This window comes from Inquilinus sp. CA228 (assembly GCF_052078665.1).
GTDB lineage: Bacteria > Pseudomonadota > Alphaproteobacteria > DSM-16000 > Inquilinaceae > Inquilinus.
Window position 1 is genome coordinate 1 of the sequence record NZ_JBQJIK010000079.1, and the last position, 15,588, is coordinate 15,588.

The 15,588-nt window shown below is 70.5% G+C and carries 20 protein-coding genes and 1 tRNA gene; 8 read left to right on the plus strand and 13 right to left on the minus strand.

Features of this window, described 5'->3' with window-relative positions:
* Window positions 1-209 precede the first annotated feature (209 nt).
* Complete coding sequence (locus ACTOWL_RS30250) at window positions 210-734, plus strand: RBBP9/YdeN family alpha/beta hydrolase (protein ID WP_441325002.1); 525 nt, start codon at window positions 210-212, stop codon at window positions 732-734.
* A gap of 114 nt (window positions 735-848) precedes the next feature.
* Window positions 849-1,415 (plus strand): cytochrome b, encoded by a 567-nt coding sequence (locus ACTOWL_RS30255; protein ID WP_441325003.1) that lies wholly within the window; start codon window positions 849-851, stop codon window positions 1,413-1,415.
* A 211-nt stretch (window positions 1,416-1,626) separates the two neighbouring features.
* On the opposite strand, the gene ACTOWL_RS30260 is transcribed toward ACTOWL_RS30255, so the two are convergent.
* Window positions 1,627-1,971, minus strand: a complete 345-nt coding sequence (locus ACTOWL_RS30260; RefSeq protein ID WP_441325004.1) for an MmcQ/YjbR family DNA-binding protein — start codon at window positions 1,969-1,971, stop codon at window positions 1,627-1,629.
* Between the two features lie 97 nt (window positions 1,972-2,068).
* On the opposite strand from ACTOWL_RS30260, the gene relB reads away from it, so the two are divergent.
* Both relB and ACTOWL_RS30270 read left to right on the plus strand, forming a co-directional pair.
* Entirely contained in the window at window positions 2,069-2,377 is a 309-nt protein-coding gene (gene relB, locus ACTOWL_RS30265) for a type II toxin-antitoxin system RelB family antitoxin (protein ID WP_441325005.1), read from the plus strand.
* Window positions 2,367-2,651: a type II toxin-antitoxin system RelE/ParE family toxin gene (locus tag ACTOWL_RS30270; RefSeq protein WP_441325006.1), complete on the plus strand. Its 285-nt coding sequence runs from the start codon at window positions 2,367-2,369 to the stop codon at window positions 2,649-2,651. Before relB ends, ACTOWL_RS30270 begins: the two co-directional genes overlap by 11 nt.
* Window positions 2,652-2,657: 6 nt before the next feature.
* Here the strand turns inward: ACTOWL_RS30270 and ACTOWL_RS30275 are convergent, their stop codons facing one another.
* Together ACTOWL_RS30275 and ACTOWL_RS30280 are read right to left on the minus strand one after the other, a co-directional pair.
* Window positions 2,658-3,389 (minus strand): type 1 glutamine amidotransferase, encoded by a 732-nt coding sequence (locus ACTOWL_RS30275; protein ID WP_441325007.1) that lies wholly within the window; start codon window positions 3,387-3,389, stop codon window positions 2,658-2,660.
* 235 nt (window positions 3,390-3,624) lie between these two features.
* Complete coding sequence (locus ACTOWL_RS30280; RefSeq protein ID WP_441325008.1) at window positions 3,625-4,977, minus strand: NAD(P)/FAD-dependent oxidoreductase; 1,353 nt, start codon at window positions 4,975-4,977, stop codon at window positions 3,625-3,627.
* A 100-nt stretch (window positions 4,978-5,077) separates the two neighbouring features.
* Here ACTOWL_RS30280 and ACTOWL_RS30285 point away from each other — a divergent pair, with 100 nt between their 5' ends.
* Complete coding sequence (locus ACTOWL_RS30285) at window positions 5,078-6,598, plus strand: bifunctional metallophosphatase/5'-nucleotidase (protein ID WP_441325009.1); 1,521 nt, start codon at window positions 5,078-5,080, stop codon at window positions 6,596-6,598.
* Window positions 6,595-7,569, plus strand: coding sequence for a patatin-like phospholipase family protein (locus ACTOWL_RS30290; protein WP_441325010.1), 975 nt, complete (start codon window positions 6,595-6,597; stop codon window positions 7,567-7,569). Before ACTOWL_RS30285 ends, ACTOWL_RS30290 begins: the two co-directional genes overlap by 4 nt.
* Here ACTOWL_RS30290 and ACTOWL_RS30295 read toward each other — a convergent pair.
* Window positions 7,524-8,324: an AraC family transcriptional regulator gene (locus tag ACTOWL_RS30295; protein ID WP_441325011.1), complete on the minus strand. Its 801-nt coding sequence runs from the start codon at window positions 8,322-8,324 to the stop codon at window positions 7,524-7,526. The genes ACTOWL_RS30290 and ACTOWL_RS30295 overlap by 46 nt on opposite strands.
* Before the next feature lie 137 nt (window positions 8,325-8,461).
* On the opposite strand from ACTOWL_RS30295, the gene ACTOWL_RS30300 reads away from it, so the two are divergent.
* Both ACTOWL_RS30300 and ACTOWL_RS30305 read left to right on the plus strand, forming a co-directional pair.
* Complete coding sequence (locus ACTOWL_RS30300; protein WP_441325012.1) at window positions 8,462-9,694, plus strand: MFS transporter; 1,233 nt, start codon at window positions 8,462-8,464, stop codon at window positions 9,692-9,694.
* Between the two features lie 68 nt (window positions 9,695-9,762).
* The gene (locus ACTOWL_RS30305) at window positions 9,763-10,092 is read left to right on the plus strand and encodes a hypothetical protein (protein WP_441325013.1); all 330 of its coding nucleotides are present in this window, start codon (window positions 9,763-9,765) and stop codon (window positions 10,090-10,092) included.
* A gap of 55 nt (window positions 10,093-10,147) precedes the next feature.
* Here ACTOWL_RS30305 and ACTOWL_RS30310 read toward each other — a convergent pair.
* From ACTOWL_RS30310 to hisG, 9 genes are all read right to left on the minus strand, one after another.
* A tRNA-Phe gene (locus ACTOWL_RS30310) sits at window positions 10,148-10,223 on the minus strand.
* A 55-nt stretch (window positions 10,224-10,278) separates the two neighbouring features.
* Window positions 10,279-10,473, minus strand: coding sequence for a DNA gyrase inhibitor YacG (locus tag ACTOWL_RS30315; RefSeq protein ID WP_441325014.1), 195 nt, complete (start codon window positions 10,471-10,473; stop codon window positions 10,279-10,281).
* A gap of 194 nt (window positions 10,474-10,667) precedes the next feature.
* Entirely contained in the window at window positions 10,668-11,750 is a 1,083-nt protein-coding gene (locus tag ACTOWL_RS30320) for a ribonuclease E/G (protein ID WP_441325015.1), read from the minus strand.
* Entirely contained in the window at window positions 11,747-12,337 is a 591-nt protein-coding gene (locus tag ACTOWL_RS30325) for a Maf family protein (RefSeq protein WP_441325016.1), read from the minus strand. The genes ACTOWL_RS30320 and ACTOWL_RS30325 overlap by 4 nt, the downstream gene beginning before the upstream one ends.
* Window positions 12,338-12,342: 5 nt before the next feature.
* Window positions 12,343-12,561: a translation initiation factor IF-1 gene (gene infA, locus ACTOWL_RS30330; RefSeq protein ID WP_026870679.1), complete on the minus strand. Its 219-nt coding sequence runs from the start codon at window positions 12,559-12,561 to the stop codon at window positions 12,343-12,345.
* Window positions 12,562-12,679: 118 nt separating this feature from the next.
* Window positions 12,680-13,120, minus strand: coding sequence for an arsenate reductase ArsC (locus ACTOWL_RS30335; RefSeq protein ID WP_441325017.1), 441 nt, complete (start codon window positions 13,118-13,120; stop codon window positions 12,680-12,682).
* 3 nt (window positions 13,121-13,123) lie between these two features.
* Window positions 13,124-13,615, minus strand: a complete 492-nt coding sequence (locus ACTOWL_RS30340) for a UPF0262 family protein (RefSeq protein WP_441325018.1) — start codon at window positions 13,613-13,615, stop codon at window positions 13,124-13,126.
* Entirely contained in the window at window positions 13,612-14,904 is a 1,293-nt protein-coding gene (hisD, locus tag ACTOWL_RS30345) for a histidinol dehydrogenase (RefSeq protein ID WP_441325019.1), read from the minus strand. The genes ACTOWL_RS30340 and hisD overlap by 4 nt, the downstream gene beginning before the upstream one ends.
* Window positions 14,888-15,556, minus strand: coding sequence for an ATP phosphoribosyltransferase (hisG, locus tag ACTOWL_RS30350; protein ID WP_441325020.1), 669 nt, complete (start codon window positions 15,554-15,556; stop codon window positions 14,888-14,890). Before hisG ends, hisD begins: the two co-directional genes overlap by 17 nt.
* Window positions 15,557-15,588: the final 32 nt, after the last annotated feature.

A 15,588-nucleotide genomic window follows, 5' to 3' on the forward strand; every position in this document is an offset into this window, starting at 1 on the left:
TGCTCCACGCTTCCTTCAGACCCCGCCTCACGGCGACGCCCTTGCGCTTCGCTAGTCCTTCACCGCCATCAGGCTGGACAGAGGACTTCCACCTCCAAGCTGTCGATCATGCTCGGCACACCGTAGGGTGGGCTCGCGACAGCGAACCCAACACCATCATCGCAATGTTGGGTTCGCGAATGCGAACCCAACCTACGTCGAACGCGCCCATGAAATCCTCCGACGCCCATATCCTCATGGTCCCCGGCCTGGCCTCGCCGGACGAGAGCCATTGGCAGTCGCGCTGGCAGTCGCGGCTCAAGACCGCGCGCTGGGTCGGCAGCGCCGATGATCCGGCGGACCGGGACAGCCGGGTCGAGGCCCTGGTCGCCGCGGTCGATTCCGCCGACAAGCCAGTGGTGCTGATCGCCCATGGGCTGGGCGTGCTGGCCGTCGCCTTCACCGCCGCGCGGCTGAACGGCCGTGTGGCCGGGGCGCTGCTGGTGGCGCCGGCGGACCCGGCCGGCGCGCCCGGCTACGAGGACGTGCCGCGCGACCCGCTGCCCTTCCCGTCCCTGCTGGTCGCCAGCGCCAGCGATCCGCGCTGCGCCCTGGCCGTGGCCGACGACCTCGCGGCGGCCTGGGGCAGCCAGTTCGTCGATGCCGGCGACGCCGGCGGCCTCGACGGCGCCAGCGGCCACGGCCCCTGGCCGGAGGGCCTGACCCGCTTCGCCATGCTGATGGCGCGGCTATGACGCACCGCAGCGATGCGTCGAATTGTCTTACTTATTGATCGTATCTCGGCTGGCTGTATTGGCGAACAGGCCGAGGCCCCAGGGGCCACTGTCAACACAGCCACGAGCATCGAGATGACGATCCAGCCGGCCGCCATGACCGCGGCCCCGACCGACCAGAGCCGCTACGACCGGGCGACCATCCTGCTGCACTGGCTGACGGCCGGGCTGGTGGTCACGCTCTTCCTGCTGGCCGAGGGCTGGGGCTTCGTCTCGCGCGACATCCGCAAGGCCGGCCAATCGCTCCATATCTCCCTCGGCATCCTGCTGACTGTGGTGCTGATTGCGCGGCTGCTCTGGCGCGGCACCCAGGGCCGCCGCCTGCCGCCGGCGACGACCGGCCTGCAGCACCTGGCGGCCAAGGCGGCGCATCACGCGCTGTACCTGCTGCTGGCGGCACAGGTGGTGCTGGGCTTCCTGTTCCGCTGGGCGCAGGGCGAGCCGTTCCGGTTCTTCGGCCTGTTCGACGTGCCGGCGGCCTTCGCCCCGGACCACGACCTGGCGGACACGATCGGCAACCTGCACAATACCGTCGCCTGGACCATCATCGTCCTGGCCGGGCTGCACGCCGCCGCGGCGTTGATCCACCACTACGCGCTGCGCGACGGCGTGCTGCGCCGGATGCTGCTGGGGCGCGGCTGATCAGGCGCGAGCCGCTCGGTCGAGGAAAAACAACCAACATGTGAGTTTGGGCAAATCCGATCATTTTAATACTGTCATGCCCGGGCTTGACCCGGGCATCCAGAGACTGTCGACATCTTCTGGATTGCCGGGTCAAGCCCGATAATGACAATAAAAGGTCGACTTAACCCTCTAACCCGCAAGCTGAAAAGCTGAATCTGACACTTGCGGATCACCCCTTCGCCAGATCGAACTCCTTGACCACCCGCTTCGGCGCCACCGTGCGCCAGCGCCGGAGCAGCAGGGCCTCGACCGCATCCGCGTTGGCCTTGGCCAGGTGCATCAGCACGATCGGCCAGTCCTGGTAATGCGGGGTGAAGTGGAACACCTCGGGCTCGGCCTCGATCAGCATCTCGCGCTCGTCGAAGCCGACGCCCAGCACCACCAGCGTCTCGCCGTCCTCGCGCAGCCGGGTCAGCAGCTTGCCCTTCACCTTCAGCGCCGGCGTGCCGTAGGAGGTCGACCGTTCGACGCCGGGCCAGACCGAAGCGAGGGCGCAGACATCGTCGAAGGTCATCGCCCGCTCCCTGGCCAACCCGTCAAGCTGCCCGGCAAATTGCATCGACGATGTCTACACATTATCATCGCCTCTCACGACATCGGAAGGTGACTCCATGCCCCGGACCAGCAGCCATCCAAAGGAAGAGAACTTCAATTTCCGTGTGTCGGCCGACCTGAAGGCCGCCTTCAGGGCGGCCGCCGAGGCGGCCGACCGGCCGGCCGCGCAGGTCATCCGGGATTTCATGCGGGCCTATGTCGAAGAACATCAGAAACCGGAGCCTGATTATGACGCCTGGTTCCGCGCCCAGGTGCAAGCGGCGATCGACGATCCGCGCCCGAGCATCCCCCATGATCGGGTCATGGCCGATGTGAAGGCGCGCCTGCAGGCGCGGATCGCCAAGGCGGCCGGGCGTGCGCGTTGACTGGCGCGCGACTGCCCGGGAGGATCTTCTCGACATCGCCGACTACATCGACATCGACGATCCCGCCGCGGCCGTCGGCGTTCTGGAAACGGTCGAGCTACACGTTGCGATGCTGGCCGAGCATCCCCGGATGGGCCGACCCGGACGCGTGCGAAACACGCGGGAGCTGGTGATCAACCGCACCCCCTATGTTGTCGCCTATCGCATCGAGGCGGATGCGGTGACGATTCTCCGCGTCATGCACGGGGCGCGGAAATGGCCCCGGCGGTTGTAGGCCTCGTCAGGCCGCCCGCTGGGCCTCCGACCGCGCCGTCCGGACCATCTCCATCCAGCGCAGCCCGAGCCGGCGGGCGAACCCGACCGAGGCGGGCAGGTCGTTCGCCAGTTGGTCGCGATAGGCGGCGAAGAACTCCGGGTGCCGGTCCCGCGTCCATTCCGAGAAGGCGTCGACCCAGCCCTCGACGATCCCGGCTGTGACCTCGAGATGGAACTGCAGCCCGTACAGGCCCGGGCCGGCGGTGAAGGCCTGATTGGTGCACACCGCGTTGGTCGCCAGCAGCGTCGCGCCCTGCGGCAGTTCGAAGGTGTCGTGGTGCCAGTGCATCAGCCGCGGCAGGGGGCCGAGGCCGCGCAGCAGCGGGTCGGCCCCGGCCGCTTCGGTCGCATCGATCGCAGTGAAGCCGACCTCCGCCGTGTGGTGACGGTGCACCATCCCGCCCAGGGCGCGGGCCAGCAACTGGGCGCCGAGGCAGATGCCCAGCACCGGCTTGCCGGCATCAGCGAAGGCGCGGATCGCAGCAATCTCGGCCGGCAGATAGGGATGAGCGACATCGTCGCCCGCAAACTGGACGCCGCCCAGCACCAGCAGCCCGTCATGGCCGGATGCGTCGGCCGGCACGGCGTCACCATGCTCCGGGAACCGAGTATCCTCGACCCCGCCCGCCTCCGCGATGGCATCGCCGATCACGCCCGAGGGGGTGCGGTCGTTGTTCTGCAGCGTCAGGATCTTCACGGCGTCGCTCCCCCAGTCCAATCCGCAGGAAGGCTACGGTCCGGCCGGCGGACGGCCAAATGCCGAGAATGCGGGGCGGCCCCGGCGTCAGGGTCGGGGCTTTGCATCGGCGGCCCACATATTCACCCGTCATGGCGAGGAGGCGAAGCCGACGTGGCCATCCCAGGGGCCAATGCGAGCGGCCCTGGATGGCCACGCCCCTTCGGGGCTCGCCATGACGAGGGAGGAGCACATGTTAGAGAAGATCCTGGACCATGAACTTGAGATAGGCGGCCTTCAGCAGCCAGCGCCGGTGCGCGCCGAGCGGGAAGCGGGTCGGCGGCGTCGCCATCAGGGCCGGGATGCCGACGCCCGGCACCGGGCTGCCGGTCATGGCATGGGCGACGGCGCGGCCGGCCCAGCCGGCGCTGGCCACGCCGTTGCCGTGATAGGCCAGCGCGTACCACACGCCCGGATCGTCCGGCACCTGCCCCAGCATCGGCGTCAGATTGGCCGACAGGCAGACCAGGCCGGACCAGAAATGGGTGGTCTCGACGCCGCGCCAGGCAGGATAGGCGATGCCGATCCGGCCTTCCAGCCAGCGCCGGTAGCTGGCCGACGCTTCCGGGCTGCCCCAGGTGCCGCCGCGGGCGCCGAGCAGCAGCCGGCCGTCCGTGAGCAGCCGGAAGTAGAACAGCAGGTTGCGGGTGTCGGACAGCGGCGTCCCGGTGGTCCAGCCCTGGGCCTGCCGCTCCGCCTCGGTCAGCGGCCGGGTGACGACGATGTTGGACAGGGCCGGCAGGAAGGTGCCGGCCAGATACGGATGCAGCCCGTCGGTGGTGTAGCCGTTGGTGGCGATCAGCACCCGCTTCGCCCGCAGCGACCCGCCGGCGGTGACCAGCTGGTGCCCGCCGCTCTCCCGCTGCCAGCCGGTGACGCGGCTGCGGTCGTGGATCTTCGCGCCACGGGCCAGGGCGGCACGGGTCAGGCCGCGATGGTACTTCAAGGGATGCAGGCCGAAGCCGGCGGCGTGATGCAGGGCGCCATGCGCCTCCGGCCCAGCATGGCCGCGCTCGCGCAGCTCGTCCCGGCTCCACAGCGTCGAGGTCAGGCCGGAGACCTCGCGGTCCCAGCGCGCATCCTCCTCCAGCTCGCGCATCCGGCTGGGCTTGTGGGCGATGCTGATGACGCCGTCGCCCTGGCGGTCGAGATCGATGCCCTCGTCCTTCGCCAGCGCCGCCACCAGCTCGGTCGCCTCGACCTGGGCGGCGTAGTAGCGCCGCACCCCGTCGCGGCCGACCCGCTGCAGCATCGCCGGGCCGGACAGCTTGGCGGCGCCGACGCAGTTGAAGCCGCCGTTGCGGCCGGAGGCGCCCCAGCCGATCGGCCCCGCCTCCAGCACCCGGACGTCGACGCCGAGGTCGCGGGCCAGGTGCAGCGCCGCCGACAGGCCGGTGTAGCCGCCGCCGATCACGGCGACGTCGCAGGCCTCGTCGCCGGCCAGCGGGGCACAGCCCTCCGGCGCCGGGCCGGCCGTCGCCTCCCAATAGCTCGGCACGGTGCGGGCGGTGTCGGCGGTGGCCGGATGGTAGAGGCTGTCCTGGGTCATCCGATCCGCTCACTTGTCACCGCTTCGCAACGCCGCGGAGGATGACATCGGGCCGCCGGCCGGTCCATTCTGGCACCACCATCCGGAGGGAGATCCAGCCATGCAGGGCCCGTCGCGCCGCCAGGTCATGCTCGCCACCGTCTTCGCCGCCGCGCCGCTGCCCGGATGGGCGGCGGCGGCCCCGCTGCGCCTGACCTTCCTGCACGTCAACGACGTCTACGAGATCGGCCCGGTGCGCGGCCAGGGTGGCTTCGGCCAGCTCGCCACCCTGCTGAAGCAGGCCCGGGCCGAGAACCCGCACAGCATCACCACCTTCGGCGGCGACACGCTGTCGCCCTCGGTGATGTCGGGCCTGACCAAGGGCTCGCAGATGATCGATCTGTTCAACGCCGTCGGCGTCGACTACGCGGTCTGGGGCAACCATGAGTTCGACTACGGGCCGGAGCTGGCGTCGCAGCGGATCGGCGAATCGAAATTCCCCTGGCTCGGCGCCAATGTCCTGGGCAAGGACGGCAAGCCCTTCGGCGGCGGCGTCGCCACCGCCACCCGCAAGGTCGGCGACTACACCGTGGGCTTCCTCGGCATCCTGACGCCGGACACGGCGGTGCTGTCGAGCCCCGGGCCTGACATCGGCTTCCCCGACATCATCACCACCGCGAAGCAGGCGGTCGAGGCGCTGAAGGCCGAGGGCGCCAACATCCTGGTGGCGCTGACCCATCTCGGCATCGCCCAGGACCGGCAGCTGGCGCAGTCGGTGAAGGGCCTGCACCTGGTGCTGGGCGGGCACGACCACGACCCGATCATGTTCTACGAGAACAACGTCCTGATCTTCAAAGCCGGCTATGATTCGCATTATCTCGGCGTGGTCGAGCTGGAGATCTCGGCCCGCGACACCAAGGACGGGCCGGTGATCGCGGTGCTGCCGAGCTGGGAGGTGCGCCCGACCGCGGGGGTCGAGCCGGACCCGGAGATCCAGGGCAAGGTCGACGCCTTCAACAAGGCGCTGGACGACGCGCTCGGCATCGTCATCGGCACCACCTCGGTCGAGCTGGACAGCCAGCGCGGCGCCGTCCGCACCGAGGAGACGACGATGGGCGACCTGATCGCCGACGGGCTGCGCTGGGGCGTCTCCGGCGCGCAGATCGCCATCATCAACGGCGGCGGCATCCGCGGCGACCGGCTGGTCGCCGCCGGCACCCAGCTGACCCGCAAGGACATCCTGGCCGAGCTGCCCTTCGGCAATGTCGCGGTGCTGCTGGAGCTGACCGGCGCCGAGATCCGCGCGGCGCTGGAGAACGGCGTGTCCCAGGTCGAGGCCGTCGCCGGCCGCTTCCCGCAGGTCTCCGGCCTCGCCTTCGTCTGGGACCCGGCCAAGCCGCCCGGCAGCCGTGTGGTCTCGGTCACGGTCGACGGCAAGCCGCTGGACGATGCCGCGGTCTACCGCGTCGCCACCAACGACTACATGGCCGGCGGCGGCGACGGCTACGCCGCCTTCACCAAGGGCAAGGTGCTGATCGACGCCTCGGCCGCGCGGCTGATGGCGACGGTGGTGATGGACTACGTCACCGCGATGAAGACCGTGGCGCCGAAGGTCGACGGCCGCATCCGGCGGGTTTCATGATCATGGATTCCGGCGGCACGGCCCCGCCGGTCCTGGGCCTGACGCTCGGCGGCGGCATCGCCCGCGGCTGGGCCCATATCGGCGTGCTGCGGGCGCTCGACGCCGCCGGTATCAAGCCGCAGGTGGTGTGCGGCACCTCGGTCGGCGCCCTGGCCGGCGCCGCCCATCTCTCCGGCCGGCTCGACGTGCTCGAATCCTGGGCCCGCGGGCTGAACCGGCAGCGCATGGTCTCCTATCTCGATTTCGGCCTCGGCCTGCCCGCCCTGATCAGCGGCCGCAAGCTGGGACGCCTGCTGGACCAGAGCTTCGGCGATCTGCGGGTCGAGGATCTCGGCGTGCCCTTCGGCGCCGTCTGCGTCGACCTGTTCACCGGGCACGAGGTCTGCCTGCGCGAGGGCCGCGTGTCGGAGGTGATCCAGGCCTCCTATTCCCTGCCCGGCGTGTTCCCGCCGCGGCGCATCGGCCGCCACATGCTGGTCGACGGGGCCCTGGTCAACCCGGTGCCGGTCTCGGTCTGCCGCGCGCTCGGGGCCGAGGTGGTGATCGCGGTCAACCTCAACGGCGACATCATGGGCCGGACCCGGGTGCCCGAGGGCGGCTATGCCCGCATCGCCGGCTTCGACATCCTCGAGCTGATGCCCGGCGGCACCCTGCTGGGCGGCATCAACGGCGTCGCCCGCAAGCTGTTCCGGCGCGACCCGGACATGCCGAGCCTGTTCGGGGTGATGATGGCCTCGCTCAACATCATCCTCGACCGCATGGGCCGCACCCGCCTGGCGGCGGAGCCGCCGGACGTGGCGATCGACCCAAGGCTCGGCCATATCGGCGCCGCCGAGTTCGACCGGGCGGCGGAGCTGATCGACCTGGGCTATGCGGCGGCGGAGGCGGCGATCCCCGACATCCACGAGGCGCTGCGCGTCACCTCCTACGGGCTCGGGCCCGAGGTGCCGCCCTCGCCCGCCGCGAAATAGCGGCTCGGCGGCGCGCCCAGCAGGCGCTTGAACATGGTGGTGAAGGCGGCGGCGCTGTCGTAGCCGAGATCGAGGGCCACGGTCGTCACCCCCTCGCCCGCCGCCAGCCGCGGCAGGGCCGCGAACAGGCAGGCCTGCTGCCGCCAGGCGGAGAGGCTCAATCCGGTCTCCTGCCGGAACAACCGGGTGAAGGCGCGGCGGCTCATGCCCAGCGCGCCGCACCAGTCGTCGATCGTGTCGTGCGGCGTCGGCCCCTCCAGGAACCGCCGGCAGCGCGCCGCCAGCGCCGCATGGCCCGGCAGCGGCAGGTTCAGCGGCAGCACCGGCATCCGCGCGATCTCCTGCAGGATCAGCGCCATGACCAGCCCGTCGCGGCCGTCGAGGTCGTATTCCACCGGCAGGTCGACCGCCTCGATCAGCAGGCTGCGCATCAGCGGCGAGACGCCGACCACCCGGCATTCCGCCGGCAGGCCGGGGACGGCGTCGGCCTCGACATAGACGCTGCGCATGCTGACCGCGCCGATCGGCTGCACGTCATGGGTGATGCCGCCCGGGATCCACACGGCGCGCTCCGGCGGCACCACCCAGCGTCCCTGCTCGGTCCGCACCAGGAGCACGCCGTTGCTGCCGTACAGCAGCTGCGACCGCCGGTGCCGGTGCGGCAGGATCGCGTAGTTCGCCGGATAGTCGTTGCCGATGGCGACGACCGGGCGGGGCGTGGCCTCGAACTCGGGCGGGGGTGCGTTGCGGACCATGGCCCACTCTCGAAGATAAAAGACCAAACCACGAAAGCAGGGCATGGCGAAAGGCGTATCTTTGCCCGAACCGGAGGCACTCCCGCCTCCGGGCGCCTCTGTGGGTGGCTGCTCAGCGGCCATCGGGACCATCGGGAATGACGAGCGAGATCCTGGGCCGCAGGCCCAAAGCCGACGGCACCGTCTTTACCATCCTGGCCGCGATCAGCTTCAGCCATCTGCTGAACGACATGATGCAGTCGCTGCTGCCGGCGCTGTATCCGATGCTGGCCTCGGATTTCGGCCTCGATTTCGGCCAGGTCGGGCTCATCACCCTGGTGTTCAATCTCACCGCCTCGATCCTGCAGCCGGCGATCGGCCTCTACACCGACCGCAAGCCGCAGCCCTATTCGCTGCCGCTCGGCATGGGCTTCACCCTGGTCGGCCTCGTCGTCCTCTCGGTGGCCCCGACCTTCCCGCTGCTGCTGCTGGGCGCGGCCCTGGTCGGCATGGGCTCCGCCGTCTTCCATCCGGAATCCTCGCGCATCGCCCGGCTGGCCTCGGGCGGGCGGCACGGGCTGGCGCAGTCGGTGTTCCAGGTCGGCGGCAATATCGGCTCGGCGATCGGGCCGCTGCTCGCCGCCTTCATCGTGCTGCCGCGCGGCCAGGCCAGCATCGGCTGGTTCTCCGCCGCCGCCCTGCTCGCCATCCTGGTGCTGACCGGCGTCGGCGCCTGGTACCAGCGGCACCGGCGCAGCCAGGCGGCCAAGCCGCGCCGGCCCGCCGCGCCCGCCATCGACCTGTCGCGCGGCAAGGTCGGGCTGTCGCTCGGCATCCTCGGCATGCTGGTGTTCTCGAAATACGTCTACCTGGCCAGCCTGACGAGCTACTTCACCTTTTACCTGATCCAGACCTTCGGCGTGTCGGTGCAGCAGGCGCAGATCCACCTGTTCATCTTCCTCGGCGCCGTCGCCGTCGGCACGGTGGCGGGCGGCCCGATCGGCGACCGCTTCGGCCGGAAATACGTGATCTGGGGGTCGATCCTCGGCGTGCTGCCCTTCACCATGGCCATGCCCTATGTCGGGCTGACCGGCACCGTGATCCTCAGCATCATCATCGGCCTGATCCTGGCCTCGGCCTTCTCCGCCATCGTGGTCTATGCGCAGGAGCTGGTGCCGGGGAAAACGGGCACGATCGCCGGGCTGTTCTTCGGCTTCGCCTTCGGCATGGGCGGCATCGGCGCCGCGGTGCTGGGCGAGGTCGCGGACCTGACCAGCATCGGCTTCGTCTACCGCCTCTGCGCCTTCCTGCCGCTGATCGGGCTGCTGACCGTCTTCCTGCCCGACCTGGAGCGGCCGCGGCGGGTGGCCGCCGGGGCGCCGGCGGAGTAGCGGCCGGCGTCCGCTTCGGCCTATCTTGATTCCGGTGGGTCCGCTGATCGGCGGATGGAGGGGTCCGGATGGGCCAGCGGCAGCGGTACCGGCGCGCGCCGGCATGGGCGATTGCGGTCACATGCCTCTGGCCCGCGACGGCGTCGGCGCATGACAGCTGGATCAGCCGCGGCCGCTACCTGGAATACGGCACCGTCAACCATTGCTGCGGCGACCAGGACTGCTCGGCCTGGCCGCGCGCGGATATCGAGGAGAGCAGCGACGGCTACCGGATCCGCTCGACCGGCGAATTCGTGCCACGCTTCAAGGCCCAGAGCAGCGAGGATGGCGAGTACTGGGTCTGCCGCAAATCCACCCACGCGATCCGCTGCTTCTTCGCGCCGTCGCCGGGGACGTAGGCGCCGGACCGCCGTCGCGGCTGCGATCGCGATGGCCTTGATGACAAAGAGAGAATGGTGCCCAGGGACGGAGTCGAACCGCCGACACGGGGATTTTCAATCCCCTGCTCTACCAACTGAGCTACCTGGGCGCCGTTGGCTCCGCGGTGCGGAGGCCGTGCTTATAGGAAACCGGACGCCGGCTGTCTAGCGCTGATCTTCATCCGGCTGCAATGTTTCTTCGGCCTCGTCCTCGGGCTTCGCCGGAACCGTGTAAGCCTCGGAAAACCAATGGCCGAGATCGATGTCGGCGCAGCGGCGCGAGCAGAACGGACGGTATTGCTGCACCGTCGGCTTGCGGCAGATCGGGCAGCGCCCCTTGGTCTCTGTGGTCGTGGTCATGGCTCTCAGAATCGGGTTTTTGGCGCTCGGCTTCAAGCCTGCAAGGGCTCAGAGACCGTTTGGAAATGCGCTGGCGTGAGTCGGCTGGTGGTGGTTTCGAGAACCGGCGCGCAGCGGACGTTTGAATCCGTGAGCACCGGAAGCTTCGAGTCCGCCGTCAGACGGCCGCGCCAGTAGCATTTGCAGACGGTCTCTCAGCCATGGACGACGTCGGCCAGGGCCTGGCCGCGCCGCTCGCGCGCCAGCTCGGCCAGGCCCAGCGGCGACAGGGAGTCGCTGAGTTGCACCCGCAGCGGGTCGTCGGCCAGCGCGCCGCGGAAGGCGTTCAGCAGCGCCGCGCGGTCGCCGCCGCGGCGCATCGAGATGAAATCGACCACCACCGTGCCGCCGATGTTGCGCAGCCGCAGCTGCCGGGCGATCTCCGCCGCCGCCTCGCGGTTGGCGCGGACATGGTCGGGCGCGCGGCCGCCATCGACGTCGATCGCGGTCAGCGCCCGCGTCGTCTCGATGGTGATGCTGCCACCGGAGGGCAGCGCCACGGTCGGGCTCAGCAGCGTGTCCAGCGCGTCACCCAGGGGCGCCGCGCCGGCGGCGATGCGGGGCGCGAGGTCAGGCACTGCCGCCATGGCCCAGCGCTGCAGCGGCGGCAGCAGGGCGGCGCCGTCGATGACGATGCGGGCGGCGTCGGGATGATCCAGGATCAGCCGGCGGGCGGCGCCCGGCGCCGGCTCCAGCAGCGCCGGGGCCCGCGTGGCCTCGGCGCGGTCGGCGATCGCCTCCCAGCGCCGCGCCAGCCGCGTCGCCTCGTCCAGCACCGCATCGACCGCCATGCCGGTGGAGGCGGCGCGCACGATCCAGCCGCCCTTGAGCCGCTGCTGCCACTCCCGCTTCGCCGCGGGCCCGAGCCGGCTCGACACCGCCACGGCCGACGAGAACGGCAGATGGATCAGACCGGCACCGGGCAGCGCCACGTCCCGCGTGGCCTCCGCCCCCTTCTCGCCCCGGGGGTCGGTGACGATCTGGACGATCACCGGCGCGCCGGCGCGCAGCGACTCCGCCTCCGGCCCGCGCAGCGGCAGGAAGGCGCTGCGACCGGTGCCGATGTCGAGGAAGGCGGCGGCGGAAACGCGGTCGACCCGCTCGACCCGGGCCAGCACCACCGCGCCGGCCAGGCTGGGCCGCGACAGGCGCTCGGCCGCAAGGTCGGTCAGGCGGCCGTCGATCACCACGCCGGCCAGCAGCACGCCGTCCGACTCGGTAATCTCGACCGTCTTCACCAGCGGTAGCCCGCGCCGCCGAGCAGCTGCGAAGTCTCGAACAGCGGCAGGCCGACAATGTTGGAATAGGAGCCCTCGATGGCGCGGATCAGCGCCGCCGCCCGCCCCTGGATGGCGTAGCCGCCGGCCTTGCCGCGGCCCTCGCCCGAGGCGACATAGGCGTCGATCTCGGCCGGGGTCAGGCGCTTGAAGATCACGCTGCTCTGCACCAGCCGCTGGCGCATGGTGCCGTCGGGCGCGATCAGGCAGACGCCGCCATGGACGCGATGGCGCCGGCCGGACAGCAGCTCCAGGCACTGCCGCAGCTCGGAATCGGTCTCGGCCTTGGGCAGGATCCTCCGGCCGCAGCCGACCACGGTGTCGGCCGCCAGGATGTAGGCGTCAGGCGCCCGGGCCCGAATCGCCTCGGCCTTGGCCTGGGCCAGGCGCCGGGCGTGCGGGCCCGGCAACTCGCGCTTCAGCGGGGTTTCGTCGAGATCAGCGGGCAGGATCTGGTCCGGCACGATGCCGATCTGGCGCAACAAATCGAGACGCCTCGGCGAGGCCGAGGCGAGAACAAGCACGTCGGCCGTGCCCTGACCGGGCACGGCAGTTACTTGAAGCGGAAGGTGATGCGACCCTTGGTCAGGTCGTAGGGGGTCATCTCGACATTGACCCGGTCACCCGCCAACACCCGGATGCGGTTCTTGCGCATCTTGCCCGAGGTGTGCGCGAGAACTTCGTGGTCGTTGTCGAGCTTCACCCGGAACATCGCATTCGGGAGCAGCTCGGTCACGGTGCCCGAGAACTCGATCAAATCTTCCTTGGCCATCCAAACTCGCCATGTTGAGAATCCGCCCAAGAAGTGGGCGACCGGACTTGTCGGGTCAAGAAATTTGTTCGGTTTCGTGCCGCGGTTCGGCCATTCACCGGCGCCAGCGAGGCAATCGTCACGCCCGCTCCTTCGCCCGATCGCCGAAGCGCTCGCGGATGCGGGACAGCAGCAGGTCGCGCACCTGGCGGAAGGCGGCCAGCCGGGTCTCGCGGTTGCCCTCGATCGCGGTCGGGTCGAAGGTGTTCCAGAATTCCAGGTCGCAGGCGGTGGTGCGGGTCATCTCCACCGCCCGGTGCTGGGCCTCGGGCGACAGCGAGATCACCAGGTCGAAATTGTCGTCCTCGAGGTCGTCGAAGCCCTTCGGCCGGTGGCGGCTGAGGTCGATGCCGATCTCCTTCATCACCGCCACGGCGAAGGGGTCGAGCTCGTCCGGCCGCACCCCGACGCTGTCGACGAAGATGCGCGACCCCGCCACATGCTTCAGGATCGCCTCGGCCATGGCCGAGCGGATCGCGTTCTGGGTGCAGGCGAAGAGGACGCTGGTCGGCCCCGCCATCGCTCACCCGCGGATCTGCAGGACGCAGAGCAGCGTGAACAGCCGCCGCGCCGTCTGGTGGTCGATCTCGATCCGGTCAGCCAGCCGTTCGCCGAGCATGACCGAGCCCTCGTCGTGCAGCCCGCGCCGGCCCATGTCGATCGCCTCGATCTTCGACGGCGGCGCGGTCCTGATCGCGGCGTAGTAGGTCTCGCAGACCAGGAAATAATCCTTGATGATCCGGCGGAAGGGCTGCACCGGCAGCGCCACCCTCTCGGGCTCGCCCTCCGCCCCGCTGGTGATCTCGAAGATCAGCCGGTTCTCCTCCATGCGCAGGCGCAGGCGGTAGGGGCCGGCCGGGCCCTGGACCAGGCGGAAGCTGTTCTGCTCGATCAGGTCGTGGATCGCGACCCGGCGCTCATGCGCCACCTCCGGCGACCGGCGGACGGCGGCGCTCTCGTCGATCACGATCTCGACGAGACGCCCCTCCTCCGCGTCGCCGGCGCCGCCGCTCATCCCTTCAGCCGCTGGGCGATCGACAGCGCATGCGCCTCCAGCCCCTCGGCCCGGGCCAGCCGCACCGCCGCCGGTCCGATCCGGGCCAGCCCCCCGGCGTCGCAGCGCACCAGCGTCGTGCGCTTGACGAAGTCGAACACGCTGAGGCCCCTGGCGAAGCGGGCGCTGCGCGCCGTCGCCAGCACAGGGTTGGGGCCGGCGACGTAGTCGCCGACGGCCTCCGGCGCATGGCGGCCGAGGAAGATCGCCCCGGCATGGCGGACCCGGTCGGCAATGCGATCGGGATCGGCGACCGCCAGTTCCAGATGCTCCGGCGCCAGCCGGTCGATCAGCGCCGGGGCGTCGTCCAGCGATCCGACCACGATCACGCCGCCCTGGTCGCGCCAGCTGGCGCCGGCGATCTCGGCCTTGGGCAGCCGCGCCAGCACCCGGTCGACCGCCGCGGTCACCGCATCGGCGAAAGCCGCGTCGTCGGTGATCAGCACCGACTGGGCGTGGGTGTCGTGCTCGGCCTGGGACAAGAGGTCGACCGCGATCCACTCCGGGTCGTTGCCGGCATCGGCCACCACCAGGATCTCGGACGGGCCGGCGATCATGTCGATGCCGACGGCGCCGAAGACCTGGCGCTTGGCCTCGGCGACATAGGCGTTGCCCGGTCCGGTGATCTTGTCGACCGGGCGGATGCTGGCGGTGCCGTAGGCCAGGGCCGCCACCGCCTGGGCGCCGCCGACGCGCCAGATCTCGGTCACCCCGGCCCGCTCGGCCGCGGCCAGCACCAGCGGGTTCAGCACCCCGTCCGGCGCCGGCACCGCCATGGCGATGCGGCCGACCCCCGCCACCCGGGCCGGGATCGCGTTCATCAGGACGGAGCTTGGATAGTTGGCGAGGCCGCCCGGCACGTAGATGCCGACCGCATCGATCGGGGTCCAGCGGGCGCCGAGGCCGATGCCGTCCTCATCGACATAGGACAGGCTGGGCAGAACGGTCTTCGCATGGAAGGACTCGATCCGCCGCGCCGCCAGGTCCAGCGCCGCATAGGTCTCGACATCGACCTGTGCCCGGGCCGCGGCGATCTCGTCGGCGCTGATCCGCAGCGTCTCGGGCGTCAGCCGCACCCGGTCGAAGCGCTCGGTGAAGGCGATCAGCGCCGCGTCGCCGCGCGCCCGGGTCTCGGCGATGATGGTCGCGACCACACCGGCGACGTCGGCATGGGCGCCGCGGCGGGCGGAGACGAAGGCCTCGAATTCCTCGGCGAAGCCGGGCGAGCGGGCATCAAGACGCAGCGGCATGGACGGCGTTCCGGAAGCGGTCGACCCAGCCGGCGATCTCCTCCGGCCGGGTCTTGAAGGCGGCGCGGTTGACGATCAGCCGCGATGTGACGTCGGCGATGTGCTCGATCTCGCGCAGCCCGTTCGCCTTCAGCGTCGAGCCCGACGAGACCAGGTCGACGATGCGGCGGCACAGGCCCAGCGTCGGCGCCAGCTCCATCGCTCCGTTCAGCTTGATGCACTCGGCCTGCACCCCGCGGGCGGCGAAGTGGCGGCGGGTCACGGCCGGATATTTGGTGGCGACGCGGATATGGCTCCAGCGCCGCGGATCGTCGGTCTCGGCCAGGTCCACCGGCTCGGCCACCGCCAGGCGGCAGGCGCCGATACCGAGGTCGAGCGGGGCGTAGAGCTCGGGATAGTCGAACTCCATCAGCACGTCGTTCCCGGCGACGCCCAGCTGCGCCGCGCCGAAGGCGACGAAGGTGGCGACGTCGAAGGACCGCACCCGGATCAGCCGGATATGCGGATGGTTGGTGGCGAAGGACAGGCCGCGATGGCGCGGATCGTCGAAGGCCGGCTCCGGCTCCAGGCCGGCCTGCGCCATCAGCGGGCGCAGCTCGTCAAGGATGCGGCCCTTGGGCAGGGCGATGGTCAGGGGATCGGATACGGTCATGGTGCCGGCTTCCGCGAGAACGGCCGGCACCA